18 protein-coding genes and 2 tRNA genes are annotated in these 22,532 nt (G+C 32.6%); 7 read left to right on the top strand and 13 right to left on the bottom strand.

Annotation, left to right across the window (positions count from 1 at the left end; genetic code table 11):
- Nucleotides 1–10: 10 nt before the first annotated feature.
- From MST30_RS11865 to MST30_RS11830, 8 genes are all read right to left on the bottom strand, one after another.
- Complete coding sequence (locus MST30_RS11865) at nucleotides 11–1,486, bottom strand: T9SS type A sorting domain-containing protein (protein WP_243471624.1); 1,476 nt, start codon at nucleotides 1,484–1,486, stop codon at nucleotides 11–13.
- Nucleotides 1,487–1,499: 13 nt separating this feature from the next.
- Nucleotides 1,500–2,204, bottom strand: coding sequence for a hypothetical protein (locus MST30_RS11860; protein ID WP_243471623.1), 705 nt, complete (start codon nucleotides 2,202–2,204; stop codon nucleotides 1,500–1,502).
- Nucleotides 2,205–2,217: 13 nt separating this feature from the next.
- Nucleotides 2,218–3,906 carry a DUF4412 domain-containing protein gene (locus tag MST30_RS11855; protein ID WP_243471622.1) on the bottom strand — a complete coding sequence of 563 codons (1,689 nt, stop codon included), beginning with the start codon at nucleotides 3,904–3,906 and terminating at the stop codon, nucleotides 2,218–2,220.
- 248 nt (nucleotides 3,907–4,154) lie between these two features.
- Nucleotides 4,155–4,373: a hypothetical protein gene (locus tag MST30_RS11850; protein ID WP_243471621.1), complete on the bottom strand. Its 219-nt coding sequence runs from the start codon at nucleotides 4,371–4,373 to the stop codon at nucleotides 4,155–4,157.
- Nucleotides 4,374–4,419: 46 nt separating this feature from the next.
- Nucleotides 4,420–8,298 (bottom strand): hybrid sensor histidine kinase/response regulator transcription factor, encoded by a 3,879-nt coding sequence (locus MST30_RS11845; protein WP_243471620.1) that lies wholly within the window; start codon nucleotides 8,296–8,298, stop codon nucleotides 4,420–4,422.
- A gap of 102 nt (nucleotides 8,299–8,400) precedes the next feature.
- Nucleotides 8,401–9,594 (bottom strand): DegT/DnrJ/EryC1/StrS family aminotransferase, encoded by a 1,194-nt coding sequence (locus MST30_RS11840; protein ID WP_243471619.1) that lies wholly within the window; start codon nucleotides 9,592–9,594, stop codon nucleotides 8,401–8,403.
- Nucleotides 9,595–9,653: 59 nt separating this feature from the next.
- Nucleotides 9,654–10,283: an NAD(P)H-dependent oxidoreductase gene (locus MST30_RS11835; protein WP_243471618.1), complete on the bottom strand. Its 630-nt coding sequence runs from the start codon at nucleotides 10,281–10,283 to the stop codon at nucleotides 9,654–9,656.
- Between the two features lie 64 nt (nucleotides 10,284–10,347).
- A tRNA-Ser gene (locus MST30_RS11830) sits at nucleotides 10,348–10,432 on the bottom strand.
- A gap of 172 nt (nucleotides 10,433–10,604) precedes the next feature.
- Between MST30_RS11830 and MST30_RS11825 the strand changes: the two genes are divergently transcribed.
- The 4 genes from MST30_RS11825 to MST30_RS11810 all read left to right on the top strand — a co-directional run bounded on the left by MST30_RS11825 (nucleotide 10,605) and on the right by MST30_RS11810 (nucleotide 14,602).
- Nucleotides 10,605–11,384 (top strand): DUF3108 domain-containing protein, encoded by a 780-nt coding sequence (locus MST30_RS11825; RefSeq protein ID WP_243471617.1) that lies wholly within the window; start codon nucleotides 10,605–10,607, stop codon nucleotides 11,382–11,384.
- A 7-nt stretch (nucleotides 11,385–11,391) separates the two neighbouring features.
- Entirely contained in the window at nucleotides 11,392–11,730 is a 339-nt protein-coding gene (locus MST30_RS11820) for an FUSC family protein (protein ID WP_243471616.1), read from the top strand.
- Between the two features lie 159 nt (nucleotides 11,731–11,889).
- A complete protein-coding gene (locus MST30_RS11815) occupies nucleotides 11,890–12,921 on the top strand; it encodes a M28 family metallopeptidase (protein ID WP_243471615.1) in 1,032 nt (343 codons plus the stop codon).
- Between the two features lie 100 nt (nucleotides 12,922–13,021).
- Entirely contained in the window at nucleotides 13,022–14,602 is a 1,581-nt protein-coding gene (locus tag MST30_RS11810) for a M28 family metallopeptidase (RefSeq protein WP_243471614.1), read from the top strand.
- Nucleotides 14,603–14,661: 59 nt separating this feature from the next.
- Here the strand turns inward: MST30_RS11810 and MST30_RS11805 are convergent.
- A tRNA-His gene (locus tag MST30_RS11805) sits at nucleotides 14,662–14,737 on the bottom strand.
- 60 nt (nucleotides 14,738–14,797) lie between these two features.
- Nucleotides 14,798–15,520, bottom strand: a complete 723-nt coding sequence (gene bshB1, locus MST30_RS11800; protein WP_243471613.1) for a bacillithiol biosynthesis deacetylase BshB1 — start codon at nucleotides 15,518–15,520, stop codon at nucleotides 14,798–14,800.
- Nucleotides 15,521–15,831: 311 nt separating this feature from the next.
- On the opposite strand from bshB1, the gene MST30_RS11795 reads away from it, so the two are divergent.
- The 3 genes from MST30_RS11795 to MST30_RS11785 all read left to right on the top strand — a co-directional run bounded on the left by MST30_RS11795 (nucleotide 15,832) and on the right by MST30_RS11785 (nucleotide 20,109).
- Nucleotides 15,832–17,670: an SLC13 family permease gene (locus tag MST30_RS11795; protein ID WP_243471612.1), complete on the top strand. Its 1,839-nt coding sequence runs from the start codon at nucleotides 15,832–15,834 to the stop codon at nucleotides 17,668–17,670.
- A 39-nt stretch (nucleotides 17,671–17,709) separates the two neighbouring features.
- Nucleotides 17,710–19,320 carry a phosphoenolpyruvate carboxykinase (ATP) gene (pckA, locus tag MST30_RS11790; RefSeq protein ID WP_243471611.1) on the top strand — a complete coding sequence of 537 codons (1,611 nt, stop codon included), beginning with the start codon at nucleotides 17,710–17,712 and terminating at the stop codon, nucleotides 19,318–19,320.
- Between the two features lie 84 nt (nucleotides 19,321–19,404).
- The gene (locus tag MST30_RS11785; RefSeq protein WP_243471610.1) at nucleotides 19,405–20,109 is read left to right on the top strand and encodes a DUF2490 domain-containing protein; all 705 of its coding nucleotides are present in this window, start codon (nucleotides 19,405–19,407) and stop codon (nucleotides 20,107–20,109) included.
- Here the strand turns inward: MST30_RS11785 and MST30_RS11780 are convergent.
- The 3 genes from MST30_RS11780 to MST30_RS11770 form a co-directional block, all read right to left on the bottom strand.
- Nucleotides 20,090–21,241, bottom strand: coding sequence for a trans-sulfuration enzyme family protein (locus MST30_RS11780; protein ID WP_243471609.1), 1,152 nt, complete (start codon nucleotides 21,239–21,241; stop codon nucleotides 20,090–20,092). The two genes, MST30_RS11785 and MST30_RS11780, sit on opposite strands and share 20 nt — an antisense overlap.
- Before the next feature lie 119 nt (nucleotides 21,242–21,360).
- A complete protein-coding gene (locus tag MST30_RS11775) occupies nucleotides 21,361–22,206 on the bottom strand; it encodes a hypothetical protein (protein ID WP_243471608.1) in 846 nt (281 codons plus the stop codon).
- A 109-nt stretch (nucleotides 22,207–22,315) separates the two neighbouring features.
- A complete protein-coding gene (locus tag MST30_RS11770; protein ID WP_243471607.1) occupies nucleotides 22,316–22,507 on the bottom strand; it encodes a hypothetical protein in 192 nt (63 codons plus the stop codon).
- Nucleotides 22,508–22,532 lie beyond the last annotated feature (25 nt).

The raw sequence follows: 22,532 nt of genomic DNA, 5'->3' as shown, positions 1-22,532 counted from the left end.
TATTAATGAATTAATCAATAATTACTTTTTTTGTTAATTCTAAATTGCCTTGCAAAACTTTTAAAAAATATATTCCTGGCTGTAAACTTCTAACATCTATATAATCAACAGTTTTCTGATTTATTACACACTTTCCAGTTGTATCATAGATTTTAACACTTTCAACATTAGAGGTGCTTGATATATACAAAGTTTCTGAAACTGGGTTGGGATAGACATTAAGTTCTTGGTTAAAAACATCATTTAGACTAAGGGTTTCTGCTTCTAATTTAGCTACCCAAAAGTCATAATTTCCATTGTTTCCAGAAACATCATAATTATTAGATATTGATCGACCAGCTGCTATGTAACCACCATCTACAGTTTGTTGTATTGAGCTACCGTAATCATTGCTAGAGCCACCCAAACAAGACTGCCATATTAATTGTCCTGTCTCATTTAGTTTAATAACCCAATAGTCAAAAATATAGCTACCTGGATTACCGCTAACATCATTGTCATCGGAATTTGTTTGTCCTATTACTATATAACCTCCATCACTTGTTTGTTTTATTTCAGTTGCAAAATCGTTTTGTGTACCACCATATGTTTTTTGCCACTGCATAATGCCTGAAGCATTTAACTTTAAGACCCAAAAGTCTTGATTTCCATAATTATTTGTAACATCCCCATTACTTGATTGAGTCATTCCTGCAACAATAAAGCCTCCATCTGTTGTTTCTTGAATTGAATAACCATAATCTGCACCAGTACCTCCATAATTATAATCCCATAATACATTTGATAGTGCATTTAACTTAAAAACTCTAACATCAATACCATTTGCTCCATTGTTACTATATCCAGCAACAACAAATCCACCATCTAAAGTTTCATCTACTGAATACGCTTGCGAACCACTAAAAGTGGTATTGGTCCAATTACCATCAAGACTGCCAGTGTTGTCTAATTTTGCGACCCAAGTACCTCCTCCACCAATAAAACCTGTAACAATATACTTACCATCAGAAGTTTGCCTAACACTATGTCCTCGTTCGCCTGCACCAGTACCAAATTTATTTCCCCATTCAACAATTCCATTATTATTAGTTTTTATTACAATAATATCGTCGTTACCAAATCCGGTACCTAAAAAATCGTTAGAATCTGACATTCCTGTTAAAATATAACCACCATCTATTGTTTGTTGTATTTCATAGGCTTCATCGCTTCCTGTACCTCCATAACTTTTTTCCCATTCAATTGCGCCAGAATTATTAAGTTTAACAACCCATGCATCTCTACTTCCATTGTTTACTGACACATCTCCATCATTAGATGATGTATAACCTGCAACAATATAACCACCATCCGAGGTTTGCATTATAGATCTTGCAACATCTGAATTTGTTCCTCCTAAAGATTTCTGCCATTCTATATTGGGCTGTCCTATAGTTATTTGTATTGAGATTATTAATAATATAATTGTGATAAATTTTGTTTTCATAATTATGATTTTATTAATCTTCTGAGATGTTATACTCAAAATTTGCAGTTATATTATAGAACAACTCCCCTGGATCTGTTGTTGGGCTAGTGAAATAATTACTAAATAACTGATTTCCCGAACCTCCTATACTACCTTTGATATGTGCTAGTGTTAGAATGCCCAAATCGTTAGTAGTTTCTTCATATTCTGTTATTGTTACAACAACATTTTTGGACAAAAGATTATGCCCTGCATCATCATCCATATCACCATCACTATCATAAAATAAGTCTTCTTCATCTACAGATACAATCATATATTCTGTAGGTTGATAAGTTATTAAACCCGTAGATCCTGTTTGAAATTCTCCAAGTACTTTGGATCCAGTTCCTGCAGAGAAAGTAAGCTCAACACTTCTTTGTATGTCTCCACTAGGTCCAATATAACCATATCCTAAAGTGACCAGTTTTTCTGTACCAAGAGCTGTGTCCTCAAAATAGACATGCCCAGATATTAATATAAAAGTATCTTCGGTATCTTCTTCACTACTTATTGTTATGTTAGTACCATTAATGATCCCTGTTCCGTTCAACGAATATGTAATTTGCGAATTAGTACTAGATGGATTACTGTTTTCTGAGTTTCCATCATCGTTACTAGAACATGAAACAAAGACTAGTAAACAAACACATAATGTTAGTGTATTGAAAGGTTTTAAAATTGATAGTGCTTTCATTTTGATTTACGTTTTAGTTTTTGGACATATTTCTGCCAGAGAAAAAATCCATTGTTTTATAATCTGATTTTTTTATAGATACGCTTTCTTTTTTCAAGGACTTAGCTATAATGTTTACATTGTTTTTAGCTTTCTTTTTGTCTATAATATCCATCTGTAAGATTAGCCCATTAGAAAACTGTTCTGATACTTTTGGATCTATATCTGGCAAGTCCATTTTTTGATTCTGATTACCAAAACTCAAAAAGTTTGAAAGTTTAATATTAGCTTCTGTTGTATGGTAAACTTTTAGTATATATCTATCATCTTCTAATTGCAGCCCTTCGCATTTGTAACCTATTATGGTTTTAGCTGGTAATTTTGAAATGTTATAATTGTTTAAAGCACTATTGGTTTCTGCAACTTCTGGTATTGGGTACATTTGCAAAAACTTAGACCCTTGAGCATCCATAAACATTACCATGGTTTTTAAATCTGAATCGAACAACATTGTGGCCTCACCACTGTTTTTTGAATTTGCATCTACCATTTTTGTAGCTTGGTAATTGGCATTCTCATTAATTAAAAATGTCATTTCCATAACATCTTTTCCTTTTTTGCCCATAACCATTTCGGTTTTTAACTCCCAATTAAATTCATAGCTATCTGGTAGGTCAGCAACTGTTGTTTTATGATTTTTTAATGCTTTTTTCATAGACTTTACACTCCCTTTGCTATCACTGGTATCATAATCATCCTCATCTATGTTTTTACCATTTTTTTGTCCTCCTTTTGCAATACCTCCCATAGTCATCTCCATTAAGCCTTGCCCTCGGGTTTTTACTTCTCTTGCTTGTGGTAATTCTACCTCTACTGGTTTATACTCATACACAAGTAGAGATTCGCCAGGTTGTACCATACTCATTTGAGTAAAATCATCCATAGACTGCTCACCTTCTAATTTGTTAGAATACACTTCTACCAATCTATCCTTATCATCAAAAAGTACATAGTTACCTTGGTAACCTGGCTCATTCAGTAATTCAAACTTTGTATGTTTTCTTCCTTTAATGGTTTGCGTGGTTTCCTTATAATCTTGGTATCTAAAATCATCTGGCTTGTATATAAAAGCAAACTCTACAAAACCATTGAATGGATTAGCTGTTAATCCTAGATCGTGTTGTTTTTGTAGTTGAGCCATGAAAGGCTCTTGAGGTAACATATAGGCTTCTAACAACATGGTAGGTACCATCATACCTTGACTTTGCAATGCAATGAGAGATGATTTTGTATATTCTCCCTTTTGGTACGTATAAAGAAACCCTTCGCTATCTATAAAGGTAGGTTTGGGACTATCGTTTTGGTTGGTTCTTAATGCTATAGAATTACTGTCGAAATATTGGGTTTGATTTAGGTTTCCGTTTTCAAACAGATTTATTACAGCATCTTCTTTAAAGAAATCTCTTTTAGCTTCTGTGTTTTTTTCTAATGCTGAATTTGCTGGTTCTAGATTATCACTCTTAGAATCTTTATTATCATTTTTTCCAGTGACACCATCTATAGTTTTTTCTGTTGTCTTAGAAACTTCTTCATCTGTTTTTCTAAGTATGGTTCGCTCTACAGCTTGCTCTGCTTTCTTTTTGAGTTTTTTGAGTATTTGCGCTTGTGAGTTATAACTAAAAGCTAAGCAAAACCCGAATAAAAGAATACATTTTGTTTTCATAATAATTGATTTAGATAAAAAAGGAATAACTACTCTGTTGACACTTTTCATTATTCCTTCCCCCTTAACATGATTAATAGCACGTTTTATGTTTTTATATAATTACCTGTATGATCTAAAGCTTTTTAGCTAATTGCCTTTTTGACATTACCAAAAGTATAGGCCATCTTATTTTTTTCTTATTAGATATGTTTCAAACTTTAAAACATATGTTTCTTATCTATCAATTAGCCTCTGCAAAACAATTATTACAAGGCTTCTTTATTAAGTATAAAAGTCTTTACAACTTTGTTTTCTAATAAAATATGTAGCTGGTACGTCCCTACACTTAAATGGTCTATACTTATAAATATTTTATTGTTCTTAGGAATGTCGTTTACTTCTTTTTCCATGGTCTTTAAGAAGATTCTGGTTGCTACTAAATTGATTCCTAAATTAGAAGTATGGTAATAGAATACGGTATACATATGTTTCAAATAATAGAACATATGTTTACGACATAAAGTAATGAGATTAGTCTCTTTTGGTTATATACTCTTTTGGTGTAGTACCATATACTTCTTTAAAACATTTATTAAAGTATGATGGTGTATTAAAACCAACTTGATAAGCTATTTCTGATATAGAACTATCAGATTCTTGTAATAACTTTTTTGCCAATTTTAAACGTTGCGACCTAATAAACTCGCTTGTAGACATGCCTACTATAGCATTAAGTTTTCTGTGTAATTGTGTGCGACTCATTAGCATAAGCTTGCTAAATTTTTCGCTTGTAAATGAAGTGTCTGTAATATGTTCTTCTAGTACTTTTTGTAAATCTTTCAGGAAATCACTTTCTGTAGAGGTAATTGCCAATTCTGGGTTTATATTGAATGTTTTACTGTAATATGCCTCTAGTTTTTTTCTAGTTTCTATAAGTTGAGATACTATAAGTTTTAGCTTTTCGCTACTAAAAGGTTTTGTAATGTAAGCATCTGCTCCTGTTTTGTAACCTTTAATTTCATTTTCTTCTCCTACTTTGGCGGTTAGCAATACTACTGGGATATGACTAGTAAGCTTATTGGTTTTTATTTCATGGCAAAGTTCTATACCATCTTTAACAGGCATCATAATATCACTAATAACAATATCTGGAAGTTTTTCTAAAGTTTTATCTATTCCTTCTTGTCCATTATTTGCTGTAATTATTACAAAGGAATCTTTAAAAAGCGACACTATAAAATCTTTAATATCTGTATTATCTTCTACAATGAGTAGTTTGGTCTTATCTTGTTTACTAGCTATTTCATTTTCTACTACGGTATTAACTGCTTTAGAGCTTATGCTTTTAATTTGTATTTCTTCTTCAGTAAAAGCATTTTTTGTAGCAGGAAGTGTAACACTAAACTGTATACGATTGTCTCCAATATTATTAGCTACTATATTTCCTCTAGATAAGTTTACTAGTTCTTTTACCAAAGCTAGTCCTACACCAACACCATCTGAAGCTTCATCATCTTGATAAAACCTCTTAAATAAGTTGCTAAGATTTTCTAGTGTTACTGAGCTCGTCTGATTTATAATAGAAAAAATTAATGTGCCATTATTTTGACTGGCACTAAAGTTTATTTCACCGTTTTCTGGCGCATATTTTATGGCATTAGATAATAAGTTTGAAATGATTTTTTCTACAACATCCTTATCAAACCAAACGTTTTCTAACTCACCTAGATTAACTCTCAAATTAAGATTTTTATCTTTGGTTTGATACTGAAAAGCCTCTACTAATTGTTTAAGTAAATGAACCAGATTTCCTTTAGAAACATTAAGTTTTTGTTGCCCAGAGTCTACCATAGATAAGTCTAACATCTGGTTTACAAGATTGAGCAACCTGTTGGCACTTTGCTTAACTAAATAGAGTTCTTTTCTATCTTTTTTATCTATATTCTTTTTCTTTAGTTGGTTGTCTATTGGACCTTTAATTAAGGTAAGTGGAGTTCTAAACTCATGAGAAATATTGGTGTAAAGTTTCGTTTTTAATTCATCTATTTTTTTAAGACGTTCGGTCTCTTTGTGTTCAAACTCTAGTCTTAACTGCATTTGCCACCTCCATTTTAAATATCTGTAAACAAAAGCAATAACTGCAATAGTTAGTATGGCATAAAGCAATACTGCCAATTTACTTAAATACCAAGGTTGGTTTATTGTAAAAGCATAAGTTGCAGGTTTGGTATTCCAAACACCATCATAGTTGCTAGAAATTACTTTAAAGGTATATGTATTTGGTGTAAGGTTTGTATAATGTGCTATGTTGTTGTTTTCTGAGGAAATCCAATCTGAATCATGGCCTACTAATTGATATTTATATTTATTTCTATCTGGTTGCGAATAATGCAAACTAGAAAAAGTAAAGGTCATTGTATTTTGGTCTGCAGAAAATACTTTATTTTGGGTCAACTCAACTGGCTTAGCAAACACTTCTAGATCGGTTATTATGGTTTTAGGTTTTTGAGAATTATAAGTAAGTAGATTAGGATTAAACCAATTTACACCCTCAAGCCCACCAAAATACAACGTTCCATTTTTATCCTTAAAATAAGCTCCTGTATTAAATTCGTTGGTTTGCAAACCATCATAATTAGTAAAATTCTCTATCTCAATAACGGTATCAGTATTTATTGTCGCTTTTGTAATTCCGTTATTAGAGCTCAACCACAATGTGTTGTCTGAGGCAGGCAAAATTCCATAAATAACATTATTTGCTAAACCTTGCTCTGTCGTAAAATGTTTTAAGTGCTTGTTTTGAATGTTTAAAGATTTTAAACCATTACCATTTGTTCCTATCCAAAGTATATTATCCTTGTAATAAAGAGATTTTATCCTATCTGTTACAGTAGATATTTTAGAAATTTCGTCTTCATTAATTGATAACAAAAATAGCCCATCAGATTCTGTTCCAATCCATAATTGATTTTCCTCACCATATTCTATAGTTCTTATACTGTTTGATGTTAGATTAGAATTTTCTGTAGTGTATCTTTTTACAATACCTTGGTTTTCATCAAATAGAATTAAGCCATTTAGGGTACATAACCAAAAACCATTGTTATGCGCTTTATAAATTTTCCAAACAGACATGTTTTCTGTTGATGAAAAAGATATAAACTCACCTTCCTTAGTTAATTTTTGTAATCCATTATTTTGATGCCCAATCCAAAGGTTATCTTGGTCACTATTTAAACTCATTATTCTATCGCTTGATAGATTAGAGTTTGTAGTAGTATACATGGTATAGATTTCAGAATCTAAATTTATGGCTGTAAGCCCTTTATTAGATGTACCCAACCAAATCTGATTATTATTTACAGCAATTGCCCTAACAAAATCTATATTTATATTATCTGGTGCTTGTTTGTTGGTAAGCACATTAAACTTCACCAAGTCTTCATCGTAATAGTTAAGCCCAGAGCCATCTGTTCCTAACCAAACAATTCCAGTAAAATCCTCATAGAGGCACAATACATCATTGTAATGTAAGGCATAGGGATTTGTTTTATTGGCCACAAAATGCTGAACTGTTTCTTTTTTAAAATCAACTAAATACGCACCATCACCATAAGTTGCTATCCACAATTTGCCACGACTATCTACTAATAGATCTTGTATTATTAAGTCATTGGGCAATGAAGCATTTTTAAAGCCAACAAAAGGTTTAAACTCTAGATTATCACCTATACTATAAAAGAGACCTTTACCATAACTTCCTAAAAATAAGGTATCTTGCTTTGCTGAAAAAGCACTATAATTAGTGTTTTTAATAAGTTTCTTATATTCATAAGAACTACCTTTCAACTCTAAAATACCATTCTCTGAAGCCGATAACACTTTATCTTTATATTGAAAAAAATCGTATACCGTTAAGTTTTTATGCTCTGGTTTTAAAATTTGAATGGTGTCTTGAGATTGGTTATGAATCCTGTACAGACCAGAACCAAAAGTACCCAAATAGTGGTCGTTGCTATTGGATTGAATAATTGCACTTATATTTTCAATGTTGCTAACTTTTATGAACTTTTGCGAGCTTTTATCTAACTTATGAAGTATGCCTGAATTGGAAGTTATCCAAACATCATCATCACCATCTATATAAACTTTTCCTAGTTTGCTATAAGTGCTTCGGGTAACATCTTCAAATTGATATTGAAAATGAGTAAACTGTTTACCGTTATATTTATTAAGACCATCTTGTGTAGCAAACCACATATAACCAACGCTATCTTGAGAAATGCTTACCACACTATTTTGAGACAAACCATACTCTACTGTTAACTCTCTAAAGGCAATTTGCTTTTCTTTAGATTGCGAAAACAGACATAATGGAATAAAAAGAAAAAGTAGTCTTAAAGTATTCATTAACAGCATTTGAATACTTAAAGTTAACAAATTAGTTATAGTATCTAAAAAAGATTTGTTTTAATACCTAATTATTATCGCTTAACTGTTAATAACCCTTAGTTAAACCAATTGAGATATAATTTCTGCCATCTTCTCTGCTCTTTCATTAACCTCATTTTCTGTCCAAGATAATTTAATAAGGCACGAAATATTTCTACCAATAAAATGATCGGATTGTTTAAATGATTTTGTTTGAAGATATTTTAAACCATCCTTTACTTCTTGAGTAATTGGAGATAAAGATTTTAACTCCTTTAAGTGGTCCCACTTACGTATATAGTGCCAATTGTTGTCGTAATAATTCCAACAAGCATCAATTCCATTTTCTTTAAAAGCTTGAATTACTGCTCTTGTTGTCTCCAAATCTGGCAAAAAGAAATTAAAAAACGCGCCACTTTCTTCACCATCTTCTGGAACAGTTCTCAATGTAACTTCAGGAATTTGGGATAGTTTATCCTGAAATATCTTTAGATACTTACGTTGAATTTCTAAAAACTCAGACAATCGTCTTACCTGTGCCAAACCTACAGCTGCATGAAGCTCTGAAATTCTAAAATTATAACCTAAAAATGGATGCGTTTCTGCACCTCTATCGCTACCAATATGATCGTGACCATGATCACTATAATGGTCGGCATTTACGTAAAAATCTTTATTATTGGTTATTACTGCTCCTCCTTCACCACAAGTAATGGTCTTTACAAAATCGAAAGAAAAACAGCCTAAATCTCCAATACTTCCTAATGGTTTACCATTATAAGTTGCTCCAATAGCCTGGCATGCATCTTCTACTAGAACAAGACCGTTGGTGTTACAAACTTTCTGAAGCTCATTTAGATTGGCCATACTACCGCACATATGAACTACCATTACAGCCTTAGTTTTATCGGTAATTGCAGCTTCAACTGCTTTTGGATCTAGAGTAAGCGTATCATCAATATCAACTAAAACAGGAATGGCTCCCAATATCATTATCGCTTCAAAACTAGCTACAAAAGTAAATGTTGGCATTATAACCTCGTCACCTGCGCCAACACCTGCAGAAGCTAATGCTACAGACACTGCTGCAGTTCCACTAGATACTAATTGTACATGCTTAGAGTTAAAGGCTTTACCTAATTCTGTTTCAAGTTCTTTAGCTTTCCAATGGCCATTGCGCATACCATCAAAACCATAACGCATTAAAACACCGTTATCTAAAACATCGTTAACTTCTTTTCGTTCTAAGTCACCAAACAACTCAAATCCTGGCATAAATTTCTTGTTTTATTTTAAACAAATATAAACTTTTGAATTACTTATTAAAGGGATAACTACAATTCTATAATGGTTTCGGACAAAGGTTTCCTTACTTTCTTGAGACTAGCAAACATATCATCATCTGCCCTGTAACCAACCGGAAATAAAAGCACTGAAGTTAATCCGTATTTATCTAATTCTAGAACTTTATCTACTTTCTCTGACACAAAGCCTTCCATAGGACAACTATCTATTTGTTCTACTGCGCAAACCGTCATTAAATTTCCTAATACAATATAAGCTTGCCTAGTAGCCCAATTATTTTTTGTATTAGGAGTCATATTTTGAATAGTAGATTTAAGACCGTCTCTAAAAGGGTCTAAAATTTCATCAGGTGTTTGTCTTATATTCTTTATGATATCAAAATGATTATCAACGTCCTCTTCATTAATTTCATTCTGAATACAAATAACCAATAAATGAGACGAATCTGCTACCTGACGCTGACCATAGGAATGGTCTACTAATTGTTCTCTTTTATTTTTATCCTCCACAACAACCAATTTTAGAGTTTGTAAACCGTAAGACAAAGCCGTTAAGTTAAATGCTTCTTTTAATGTATTTAATTGCTCTTGGGATAAACTTTTTGAAGTATCGAACTTTTTGGTGGCGTAGCGCCACTTTAATTTTTCTATTATAGACATCTAAACTTTTTTTGCAAAGATATGCCATAAACAAAAAAGAGTTCCTATTTCTAGGAACTCTTTGCGGAGAAAGAGGGATTCGAACCCCCGGAGGTGTGACCCTCAACAGTTTTCAAGACTGCCGCATTCGACCACTCTGCCATTTCTCCGATTGCGGGTGCAAATATAAAACCCTTTTTGATGTAGCCAAAGATTTTTTACTAGTTTTTTTTCAAAATGTTTTTGAGCGTTTTCAAAATAAAATTAGCACCATTGAATAATGCATTGTATTTTCGGCACAATATATGCTACATATACCGTTATTATCACAAATCAATCTCTATGAAAAAATATTTATTTGTTCTTATAATTTTATGTGGATTCTATGCGAAAGCTCAAAATAGTACTGTTGCTTTTGGTGAGAAATTAGTCTTTTCGGCATCTTATAATATGTCTGGCATTTTAACAGATATTGCTCAAGTAAAAATGGAGACAAGTGAAGTAAAGACTTCAAAAAACACATTAATGCGCTTAAAGTGTACTGCCACAACTTACAAGAAATGGGACAACTTCTTTAAAATAAGAGATTTGTACGAAAGCTATGTTAACCCAAAAACACTAACTCCTTATTTATACAAAAGGGACATTAGCGAAGGTGGCTATTATAAGTTTATGCAATATAAATACAACCACAAAGCAAAATTGGTAAAAAGCCTAAAACGAAAAAAAAGAAAAGATGGTACCACTTGGGATGAAAATAAAAGTATAAAAATCAGCGCATCTACAAAAGACATAGTAAGCACCTTATACCACATAAGAAATTTAGACATTCACAAAGCAAAACCAGGTGACCAACAAGACTTTACTGTTTTGTTTGATAATGAAGAAACTACAATTACTCTAAAATACATTAGCAAAGAAACCATTTCAACCAACATAGGATCTAAAGAATGTTACAAATTGGCGCTTTCTGTAAAAGGTAGCGATGTGCTAAAAGGAAGTAATTCAAATTTACTTTGGTTAACCGCCGATGAGAACAAAATCCCAGTTTACGCAAAATTTAAAATTGCTGTTGGTAATGGAGAGTTAAAAATACAATCTGCAACAGGACTAAAACATTAAAAAAACAATGGGAAAGAAACTAATCATATTTTTAGGATTTACAACTGCTATTTTAGCAGTTATTTTAGCTGTAACACCATTCTCAAATCTTGCTGTGATACCAATTGTTGTGGCTTTTATTTGTGGTTTATTGATTGTCTTTATGTCCAAAAAAGATAAAACCAAACCAAAATCTATTCAGTATATTTTTTTAATGGTAATTATAGCTTTGGGCATAACTATTTATAAAAGTGTTTATTACACATCTGAAGTTGGTAATACAGAGCAACTAGAACAGCGCGATGAAGAGAACCTAGAAGATTCTAAAGAATTATTAGAAGATATAGATTTTGATGAAGATTTATAAAATTTCATACTAACTGTAAGAAAATATCTCATACTTTTAACTTATTTTTGCCTAAATCAAATAGTTACAGGTAAGTTCTGTCTTTTAGCCCCAATTTTTCGCAAGAGAATAAATGACAGGATTTATTTAAAAAAAAAAGTCATAACAAGTATTAGTTAAATGAAAGTATTAGTTGCCTCTGCACTTATTCTTGTAGGATCTTGCGCTACATTAAGACATAGTGAAAAAATTGAACAATTAAAAGATAGTATATCTTACGATAACAAAAAGATTGTTGAAAAATACTTAAACACAATTACTACAGATGAGCTTAAACTCTATGTAGAAGAAGTATCATCAGAAAAATATAAGGGTCGTATGACTGGTGAAAAAGGCCATAATGAAGTTTGTGACTTCATTAGAAGTTATTATAATTCATTGGGCATAAAACCACCAAAAACCAACCCAGATTATTATCAAACTGTACCTAAATCTTCTCTGCCTGAAGACTTAAACGATTCTCAAAATGTTATTGCCTACATAGAAGGCTCTGAATTTCCTGATGAATATATTTACATTACCGCACATTCAGACCACGAAGGTGTTAAAGAAGGAGAAATTTACCCTGGTGCAGATGATAATGGTTCTGGTACAGCAGCAGTGTTTGAAATGGCTGAAGCATTCAAAAAAGCCGTAGAAGATGGTAATGGTCCTAAACGCAGCATTGTATTTCTACATGTTACTGGCGAAGAAGTTGGTCTTCATGGTTCTAGATATTATACCAATAACCCTATCTTTCCGATAGAAGATACGGTAAGTACTCTAAATATTGATATGATTGGTCGTGTAGACGATAGACATAAAGACAACGAAGATTATGTATATGTTATAGGTGCAGATCGCATAAGTACAGAACTTCATTTCATAATTCAAGAAGCCAATTACAATTTTGTGAATTTAGAATTAGATTACGAATTTAATGCTACAAATGATCCTAATCGTTACTATTACAGATCTGATCATTATAACTTTGCTACAAAAGGTGTCCCAGTTGTTTTCTTCTTCAATGGAGAACATGAAGACTATACAAAACCAACAGATACAGCAGATAAAATAAATTATCCATTGCTCGCAAAACGTACAAAATTAATCTTTGCTACCGCATGGTATTTGGCCAACTCACCCGAACGCTTAAAGCCTGAAATCATTTAGTGTTAAACTTTGCCTAAAGAAAAATAACAAAGCAGGCTTTGTATTTTCGATTTTCGTATTTTTCAGTCAAAGTTATTATAACAAAATAAATATGCATAAAATGAAACAATTAATCCTACTCTTTTTTTCCGCATTTTTAATCACTAATTGCGGAACTTCTTCAAAAAGTAGTGCCTCGTCGGTAAACATGAATGAAGCAAAAACTGTAGATCCTACTGTGTATGCTTCAACAATTACAGCTGAAGAGCTCAAAGAGATGCTTTATAAATATGCTTCAGACGAATTTGAAGGAAGAGAAACTGGTGAAAAGGGACAAAAAATAGCTGTTGAGTACTTAAAGAATCAGTATCAATCTTTAGAAATACCCACACCTCTTGGTAATGACAATTACTTTCAGGAAGTACCTCTAGAAAAACAAAGTGTTTCTGAAGCAAAGATCTCAGTAAACGGTACAGAATTTAAAAGTTTTGAAGACCATATTGTCCTAAGAGCTGACAACAATATAGATTTAATTACCAATGATATTGTATATGTAGGTTATGGTATTGATGCAGATAACTACTCAGACTATAAAAATATTAACGTTAAAGATAAAATTGTTTTAGCCAAAGCGGGAGAGCCTAAAGATGCAGATGGAAACTATGTAACAACAGGAAATTCAGAAGACACTAAATGGTCTAATGGTCGTCAATCTTTATCGAGTAAAAGAGATGCAGCACTACAAAATGGTGCTAAAGGCCTTATTCTTCTAGATTCCTATATGTTTATAAGGTATGCGCCTTTTTATCAAAGACAAGCTGCAAATGGAGCTTCTGGTCGTCTTTCTTTAAAAAGTAATGATGATGGAATGATAATGTTAATGGTTAATGAAAACCTTGCAAAAGCACTATATCCTTCAATTTTAGAAGATGAAAAACCAAAAGAACTTAAAACAAATTTAAATCTAGCAATAGAAAATAAATCTGAGCAAATTTCTTCTGAAAATGTAGTAGCTTACATTAAAGGTTCTACAAAACCAGATGAAATTGTTGTAATTTCTGCACACTTAGATCATGAAGGTATTAAAAATGGTAAGATCTATAATGGTGCAGATGACGATGGTTCTGGCACCATTGCTATCCTAGAAATTGCTGAAGCTTTTAAGATGGCTGAAAAAGCTGGTCATGGACCAAAACGTTCTATTTTATTTCTTCATGTTACTGGTGAAGAAAAAGGGCTTTTAGGCTCTAGACACTATACCGACAATGACCCTATTTTTCCTTTAGAAAATACAGTTGCTGATCTAAATATTGATATGATTGGTAGAATAGACCCAAAACGAAAAGAAGGAGACCGCAACTACGTTTATCTAATAGGCAGTGATAAATTGAGTACAGATTTACACAATATTTCAGAAGAAGTAAATAAAAAATATTGCAACATAGAACTTGATTACACTTACAATGATGATAACGACCCAAATCGTTTTTACTACAGATCTGATCATTATAATTTTGCAAAAAACAACATACCTGTTATCTTTTATTTTAATGGTACGCATGATGATTACCATCAACCAAGTGATACACCAAATAAAATTGAATACGACTTATTAGAAAACAGAGCTCGATTAGTTTTTTATACAGCTTGGGAAATTGCTAATAGAGCAAACAAACCGGTTGTTGATAAAGCTACGGAATAACAACTTTAAAAATAGATATACAAAAAAAGCCTTTCATTTCTGAAAGGCTTTGTCTTTTTGGGTGGAAGATCGGTCTCGAACCGACGACCTCCTGAACCACAATCAGGCGCTCTAACCAACTGAGCTACAACCACCATTTTAAATTGGATTGCAAATGTAAATTATTTACCTTTTTCTACAAAAGGTTTTCTTCACTTATTTTAAATCAAATAAAGAATCCACTGCAGGATAGCGTTCTACGGTATATCCTTCACCGTATTCCGTACCTATTAGTCTTCCTGCATTTCTTGCTCTATAAATAATGCTATCTGTAAAATTTTTGCTAGAAATTGGTGTTTCTGGCTCGTTACTATTCGGATCAAAAAACTGTGTTTTATACGCTAAAACAGCTTCCATCTTTTTATCTATAAAACCTGTAACATCAACAACTACATCGGGTTCTATATCTTTCCACTGTATATAATGATACACTGCTTTTGGTCTCCAAGGTTCTTGCCAGTTATCTTCATCTTGATGTTTTGTGTTAATCTTTCTCAATCCACTCAAAAAACAAGCATCACTGACCAAGCCACTCCCTTTAGCATGATCTATATGCCTATCATCAATAGCATTACATAAAACAATCTCTGGCCTATACTTTCTAATCTCTTTTATAAGTTCTATTTGATGCGTTTTATCATTAACAAAAAAACCATCAGCAAACTCCATATTGGTGCGCATTGCTACATTAAGGATCTTAGCTGCATTAAAAGACTCTTCATCTCTTGTATCTGCTGTACCTCTGGTTCCAAGTTCGCCTCTGGTTAAATCTATAATACCTACTTTTTTGCCATTTGCTACCTCTTTTGCAATGGTAGCTCCGCAACCCAATTCTACATCATCTGGGTGTGCTCCGAAGGCTAAAATATCTAATTTCATGTATGAATTTTTATTGTTTTTTAATAATTACATAGAACATCCAAATTATCTTTCTGATGTTTAACTAAGAGTTTATAATGGATGTTTCTTCAATTTTTCATTTGTATCTGATGTCAAAAATATTAAAAAGGAGATAGAATTTCATCTTCTTTCTATTTCGCAAACGGTTTCGTTTAAATTTTCATTGAATTCTTGTTTCAGAATCTACCAATAATTGAATAATTCGTAAATCCCAAAAAGCATGACATTCGTCATAAATATTGGTATACATTGCCGTTAACTTTACCCTAGAATTTAAAGCACAAACCACTATGAATCTAATGCTGGTCATATTAACTATCACTATTATCCTTTTTATTTGGGGAAAATTTACACCAGACATTATTGCGTTGCTTTCTATGCTTAGTCTATTCCTTTTTGGGATTTTAGACTTACAAGAAACACTAAGTGGTTTTAGCAACCCTACAGTAATTATGATTGCTGCATTATTTATTATTGGCGAAGGTTTATCCCAAACGGGTTGGACAGCCCTAGCTGGTCAGAAATTTATTAAAATGGCTGGTAAAAGTATTACAAAACTTTTACTTATTACAACCTTGGGTTCTGGCTTACTCTCTGGAGTTGTTAGTAATACTGGTACTGTGGCAACTTTAATGCCTGTAACAATATCTTCTGCATGGAGTATTGGAACACTTCCTTCTAAATTATTAATGCCTGTAGCTTTTGGTTCTAACACTGGTGGTTTACTCACTTTGACAGGTACACCGCCAAATATTATTGTTAACAATACCATGATAGAAAGTGGATTAGAAGGCTTTTCCTTTTTTGAATTTGGATTAATTGGCCTTCCTCTTTTGTTAATTGCCCTACTCTACTTTAGATTTATTGGGTACAAGTTATTACCTAGCAATAAAACCAATAACAAGCCTGTAGATATTAGCACAACGCTTCATAAATGGATAGAGGCTTATAAAGTTGAAGGCGACTATTACCGTCTAAGAGTTCGTTCTGTTTCTCCGTTACTTGGTACTCATATTGGAGAATGGAATTTTGAAGATAATCATCAAGTTTCAATATTACGAATTAAGCGTCGTCACCCAAATGTTCTTAAAGGAAACGAACCTTTTATTGAATTTCCTTCTAATGAAACCGAGTTTAAATACCATGACATTATAACTGTTAAAGGTACTACCGAAGCTATAAATGCTTTAATGATAAAATTTAGATTAGGACTATTACCATTAGAGCCTATTGAAGATGAGTTGCGTAACAACTTGATTAACCAAGAAGTTGGTATGACCGAAATTATAGTAACACCAAATTCTACACTTGTAGGAAGAAAGTTGAGAATTGGTAGATACTTTAGAAGATTTGGTCTACAACTTATGGCTGCCTCCAGAAACAATAAACCTTTTACAGATAGAGAGATTGTGGTTAAAGCTGGCGATGCTTTCTTAATAAGAGGCATTTGGAGCGATATAGAACAACTAAAATCTTATCACGAAAACTTAGTCATTATTGGTAGTCCAGAAGGTATAGCCAAAACAGTAACCAACATTACATATAAGTCTTACATAGCACTTTTTGCACTATTACTTATGATTGGTTTACTGGTATTTAAAATTGTTCCTGGTGCCATTGCTGCACTAATCTCTGCTGGTATCATTTTATTAACAGGATGTGTACCTATACCAAAAGCCTATAAAGGCATAAGCTGGATAAGTGTGGTTATGATTGCTGCCATGATACCTATGGGAATAGCGCTTCAAAAAACAGGAACCGCTAAACTCATAGCAGATGGATTAGTAAGTGCCTTAGGTGATTTACACCCAATCGTTCTGCTTGGAGGAGTATTTCTACTTACAACAACATTTAGTCAAGTCATAAACAACTCTGCAACCGCTGTTTTAATGGCGCCAATTGTTATTATCGCAGCCAGCACTTTAAATCTATCTGCTGCTCCATTTATGATTGCAGTAGCTATAAGTGCTTCAACTGCATTTTTAACTCCTGTTGGCACAACCACAAATGCTATGGTAATGACAGCAGGTGGATACAAATTTATTGATTATGTAAAAGTAGGTGCACCATTGCTTCTACTCTTCTTAATAACAACATTATTATTAGTGCCATTGATTTGGCCTTTTTAAAATTTTTAACTCATGGAAACACTATTAAAAGATCCGATTATGAAAACTAGAGACCTTGCAAAGTATGGACTGAAAGACTCCAAAGCACATTGGAACCTTTCACCAGAAGAATTACAAGCCATTACTATCGAAAAAGGAATGGGTAGAGAGACCGCTAATGGCACATTAGCAGTTAATACTGGAAAATTTACAGGACGCTCACCTCAAGATAGATTTTTAGTAAAAGACGATTATACTAAAGATAGAGTTTGGTGGGGAAAAACAAATAAAGCCATATCTCCTGAAAATTTCGATTATTTACAAAGCGAAATAGAAAAATACTTAAATGGTAAAGAAATATATGTACGTGATGGTTTTGTAGGTGCTGACCCAGAATACAAAATGGGAGTTAGAACTGTAACAGAATATCCTTGGTCTAATATGTTTGTTTTCAATATGTTTTTAAGACCAACAGCAGAAGAACTTGAAAATTTTAATGAAGAGTGGTTAGTTTTATGCGCACCTGGTTACGAGTGCCCAGAACCAAAAAAATATGGTTTAAGACAAGGTAATTTCTCAATTCTAAACTTCACAAAAAAAATAGCTTTAGTTGGTGGTTCTGCATACACAGGCGAAATTAAAAAAGGGATTTTCTCTGCTTTAAACATGATTCTTCCTGTTGATAAAAACGTATTACCAATGCACTGTTCTGCCAATGTTGGCGAAGATGGCGAAACTGCTATTTTCTTCGGATTATCAGGAACTGGTAAAACAACCTTATCTGCTGATCCTAACAGAAAATTAATTGGTGATGATGAGCATGGCTGGACTGCCGATAACAGAATCTTCAATTTTGAAGGTGGTTGCTACGCTAAGGTTATTGACTTAACAGAAGAAAAAGAACCAGATATTTTCCGAGCTATTAAACCAGGTGCGATATTAGAAAATGTAATCTTTAAAGACAATGGTGAAATAGATTATATGGATAGCAGTATTACACAAAATACGCGTGTAAGTTATCCTATTTACCATATAGACAATATTCAACAACCTTCTTATGCAGATAATCCTAAGAATATATTTTTCTTAACATGTGATGCTTTTGGTGTATTACCTCCTGTTTCTAAGTTAACTCCTGGTCAGGCTGCATACCACTTTATCTCTGGATATACTGCTAAAGTAGCTGGTACAGAAGCTGGTATTACAGAACCTGTCCCTTCATTCTCTGCTTGTTTTGGTGAGCCATTTATGCCATTACACCCAACTAAGTATGCCGAAATGCTAAGTAGCAAAATGCAAGAAGCTGGTGTTAATGTTTGGTTACTAAACACTGGTTGGAGTGGCGGACCTTACGGAGTTGGTTCTCGTATTAAACTAAAATATACAAGAGCTATGATTACTGCCATTCTTAATGGTGAACTAGAAAACGTTGACTATGAACAACATCCAATTTTTGGATTGTACATGCCAAAATACATTCCTAACGTTCCATCAGAAATGTTAGACCCAATGAATACTTGGCTACAAAAAGGAGCTTATGTAAGTAAAGCTATCCAATTAGCGCACTCTTTCCATTTGAATTTTGAAAAATTTGCAAGTGAAGCTTCTGAACAAATTATAGAAGGAGGTCCATTAATTGATGAGCATCATCAATTAACAGATCATGTTTAATAATTCCATGACAAGGATGAGGAGCTCTCATGGAGCTCCTCTTTTTCATTATCTTAACTGAACTCTAATTCTCAAAAAATAAAGATGAAAAGTCAAATGAGAATTTTACTAACGATTGTATTTTTAACTTTAATTACAACCAACCTCAAAGCCCAAAATCCATCAGAAAGCCATATAGGTTCTTGGTATAACTACAGTAGTCATCATAGATTAAGTGAACGTTTTAGTCTAAATCCATGGGCTGAATTACGCCTTTACGAGACGTCTTCAAACTATAACTTAGCTTATATTTCTTTGCGTGGAAACTATCACATAAAAAGTAATCAGACCTTAGGGTTAGCATATGCTTATTTAGATATAGATACTGTTTTTGAATTTGATCATCAACCCAACGTACACGAACATCGTATTTATGAACAGTACACATATAACAAAACAAAGTCTAAATTAAACATACAGCATAGAGCAAGATTTGAGCAACGCTTCTTAGACTTCTCAGATAGAAATGAACTTCAAAACAGATTTAGATATCGTTTGAGTTTGAAATATAACCTGAGTAATACCATTTTTATTAATGTTTCAGAAGAACCTTTTATGAACTTTCAAGATCAGGTATTTCATGAAAACAGATTTTATAGTGGTTTTGGTTTTAACGTTACTAGCCACTCACAATTACAAATAGGTTACTTGAAACAACATATTCGTAAAAACAATCTTAACAGAATACAGATAGGAATTAGTTTTAAAACCGATAACCGCAAACCAAAAACTACTTTAGCACAGCTATAGCCTTATCTATATCGCGTTTTAAATCTTTTACATCTTCAATACCAACTGAAAATCTAATTAGTCTATCGCTTATCCCAACCTTATCTCGCTCTTCTTGCGTTAAAAGTGCATGCGAAGTTAAGTGTGGAGATATCACGGTACTTTCTACACCTGCTAAACTCATAGAAGATTTAATGAGTTTTAATGACTTCTGAAATTGATATGCATCAAGACCTTCTTCAAGCTCAAAGGACAGCATAGCTCCATATCCATTCATTTGAGATTTTGCCAGTTTATACTCTGGATGCGATTTTAAACCTGGATAAAACACCTTAGCAATCTTTGGATGTTTATTTAACCATTTTGCCATTTTCATAGCATTTTTGGTTTGTGCTTTTACACGTAAGCCTAGAGTTTTCATACTACGCTCAAGCATCCAAACTGTCATATCGCTAAGACTACCCCCAAGATTTTTACTCACATTCCAAACTCTGTCAATATATTCTTGAGAACTTGCTACTGCACCTGCGCAAATATCGCTATGACCACCAAAATATTTTGTAGCAGAATGCATTACCATATCTATACCCAAATCAATCGGGTTTTGATTTACTGGAGAAGCAAACGTATTATCAATTGATGTTACGATATTCTTAGCCTTACCTAGCTTAGCAATTGCTTTAATATCTGTAATAGTTAATAATGGATTCGAAGGCGTTTCAATATGAATAAGCTTTGTGTTAGGCTGAATAGCCATTTCAAAATCCTCAACCTCGTAACCATTAGTAAAGGTGTACTCTATTCCATATTTTGGAAACTCTTCTTTTATAAAATTAACCGTTCCACCATACAATGTATTTTGCACTACCAAATGATCACCTTTCTGCAAAAACGCCAGAAACATATGACTAATCGCTGCCATACCTGATCCAAAAATCAATGCTGCTTCTGTATGCTCTAAAGCTGCAATTTTCTTTGCTAAGTATTCTTGATTTGGTGTATTAAAATATCTTGGATAGCGCTTTACATCAACGTCTAAAAACTCATACGAAGAACTTAAGTACATAGGAGACACAGCACCTTTAAACTGTTCGTCTTTTACCTCTCCTACATGTGTGCATATGGTATTTAATCCTAAATTTTCTTTTTTCATAGCTCTATTCGAATAAACCCTAAAAATAAAGAAAACTGATTAAGTCTTCATCAAATTTTGAAGATTGATAATAGCATTCATAAAACTTATATTCAAAAAAGACAATCTATAACATGCCATTAATTGCATTGAGAATATTCGATTAAATTCTCATGATTAGAATTATATAATTTAAGTTGATTATCTGATGAAAGCTTATAATACCAACCAAATGGTTCGTTTTCAATTTTGTACTTTTTCATCCTATTTCCATCATCTAACAAAAGTAACTTCTGAAAATATTCACCATGCTTAATATAGATATTATCATCTGACAGTTTTAAAATTTGAAAGCAAAAATCTTCTTTGAGGTTTTTAAAAGGTTGAACATACCATTGTCCTATTACTTCTTTTATATTAAGTGTTCTTAATTCTTTTTGATTTTGATATGCTTCAACAAGCTTAGGAATAATTAAATCCTTGGGAAATGCTTCAATTTTATCAACTAGCTTAGCATATTTTTCTTCCTGACCTGACAATGAGTACTGATAAAAATTATTTGAAATAGCTTCTAATTGATAAGCAGGAAACCCTGTAGCAAAATTATTAATATAGCCTCCTATTTCTACGCATTGATTAATAATTGGCCAGAATATCAGATTAGCTTTACTTAAATAATTATGGGTAAAATTAAGTATTGGAACAACATTATTCTTCTTATAGACTTCTTTACCATGTATTTCAAACATTAATGAAGTCTTAATCATCAAGGTTGTTGACAAGGAATCATAAGCAGTAATATCATCTGTTGGTAACCTTAAAAGTGTGTCTTGATCTATTTTATATAGGCTTTGCCAATATGTGTCTTTTTCAGATTCAGATTTTAATTTCAAAATCTCCTCTCTATAATTCTGAATGGGAATTTGTGCAAACAAACCAGTCGAAAAAATTATAAGGGATAAAAACAAGACTAATCCTTTTATCATAAAAACAAGAGGTTAATCGTTGTTACTTGCTCTGTTATAAGCCCTAATCATAAGAATGGCCCAAATGGCTACGAAGACTATAACAACTATAGAAAACCATAATACTATATCATTTGCTACCATGGTCTACGAGTTTTAAATATATCATAATACCTAACAAGGTAGGTGCCCAAAGGCCAACAAATAAACCATGCATTTGGTCTCCTGTTAAAAATAAGTATTCGGCAACAAGGACAATAACTGCACACAAAATCAACATTAATACGTTTGCAGTTCCTATTTTTTTGAAGTAATTCATCATTGAGGGTTAGTTTTAACACCTCAAT

The organism is Winogradskyella sp. MH6 (genome assembly GCF_022810765.1).
Lineage (GTDB): Bacteria > Bacteroidota > Bacteroidia > Flavobacteriales > Flavobacteriaceae > Winogradskyella.
This window is presented reverse-complemented; position numbering and strand designations above follow the sequence as displayed.

Bases quoted from the DNA above. Each gene is read 5' to 3' on its own strand.
- MST30_RS11865 (WP_243471624.1), bottom strand. From the start codon at position 1,486: ATGAAAACAAAATTTATCACAATTATATTATTAATAATCTCAATACAA.
- MST30_RS11860 (WP_243471623.1), bottom strand. From the start codon at position 2,204: ATGAAAGCACTATCAATTTTAAAACCTTTCAATACACTAACATTATGT.
- MST30_RS11855 (WP_243471622.1), bottom strand. From the start codon at position 3,906: ATGAAAACAAAATGTATTCTTTTATTCGGGTTTTGCTTAGCTTTTAGT.
- MST30_RS11850 (WP_243471621.1), bottom strand. From the start codon at position 4,373: ATGTATACCGTATTCTATTACCATACTTCTAATTTAGGAATCAATTTA.
- MST30_RS11845 (WP_243471620.1), bottom strand. From the start codon at position 8,298: ATGAATACTTTAAGACTACTTTTTCTTTTTATTCCATTATGTCTGTTT.
- MST30_RS11840 (WP_243471619.1), bottom strand. From the start codon at position 9,594: ATGCCAGGATTTGAGTTGTTTGGTGACTTAGAACGAAAAGAAGTTAAC.
- MST30_RS11835 (WP_243471618.1), bottom strand. From the start codon at position 10,283: ATGTCTATAATAGAAAAATTAAAGTGGCGCTACGCCACCAAAAAGTTC.
- MST30_RS11825 (WP_243471617.1), top strand. From the start codon at position 10,605: ATGAAAAAATATTTATTTGTTCTTATAATTTTATGTGGATTCTATGCG.
- MST30_RS11820 (WP_243471616.1), top strand. From the start codon at position 11,392: ATGGGAAAGAAACTAATCATATTTTTAGGATTTACAACTGCTATTTTA.
- MST30_RS11815 (WP_243471615.1), top strand. From the start codon at position 11,890: ATGAAAGTATTAGTTGCCTCTGCACTTATTCTTGTAGGATCTTGCGCT.
- MST30_RS11810 (WP_243471614.1), top strand. From the start codon at position 13,022: ATGAAACAATTAATCCTACTCTTTTTTTCCGCATTTTTAATCACTAAT.
- bshB1 (WP_243471613.1), bottom strand. From the start codon at position 15,520: ATGAAATTAGATATTTTAGCCTTCGGAGCACACCCAGATGATGTAGAA.
- MST30_RS11795 (WP_243471612.1), top strand. From the start codon at position 15,832: ATGAATCTAATGCTGGTCATATTAACTATCACTATTATCCTTTTTATT.
- pckA (WP_243471611.1), top strand. From the start codon at position 17,710: ATGAAAACTAGAGACCTTGCAAAGTATGGACTGAAAGACTCCAAAGCA.
- MST30_RS11785 (WP_243471610.1), top strand. From the start codon at position 19,405: ATGAAAAGTCAAATGAGAATTTTACTAACGATTGTATTTTTAACTTTA.
- MST30_RS11780 (WP_243471609.1), bottom strand. From the start codon at position 21,241: ATGAAAAAAGAAAATTTAGGATTAAATACCATATGCACACATGTAGGA.
- MST30_RS11775 (WP_243471608.1), bottom strand. From the start codon at position 22,206: ATGATAAAAGGATTAGTCTTGTTTTTATCCCTTATAATTTTTTCGACT.
- MST30_RS11770 (WP_243471607.1), bottom strand. From the start codon at position 22,507: ATGATGAATTACTTCAAAAAAATAGGAACTGCAAACGTATTAATGTTG.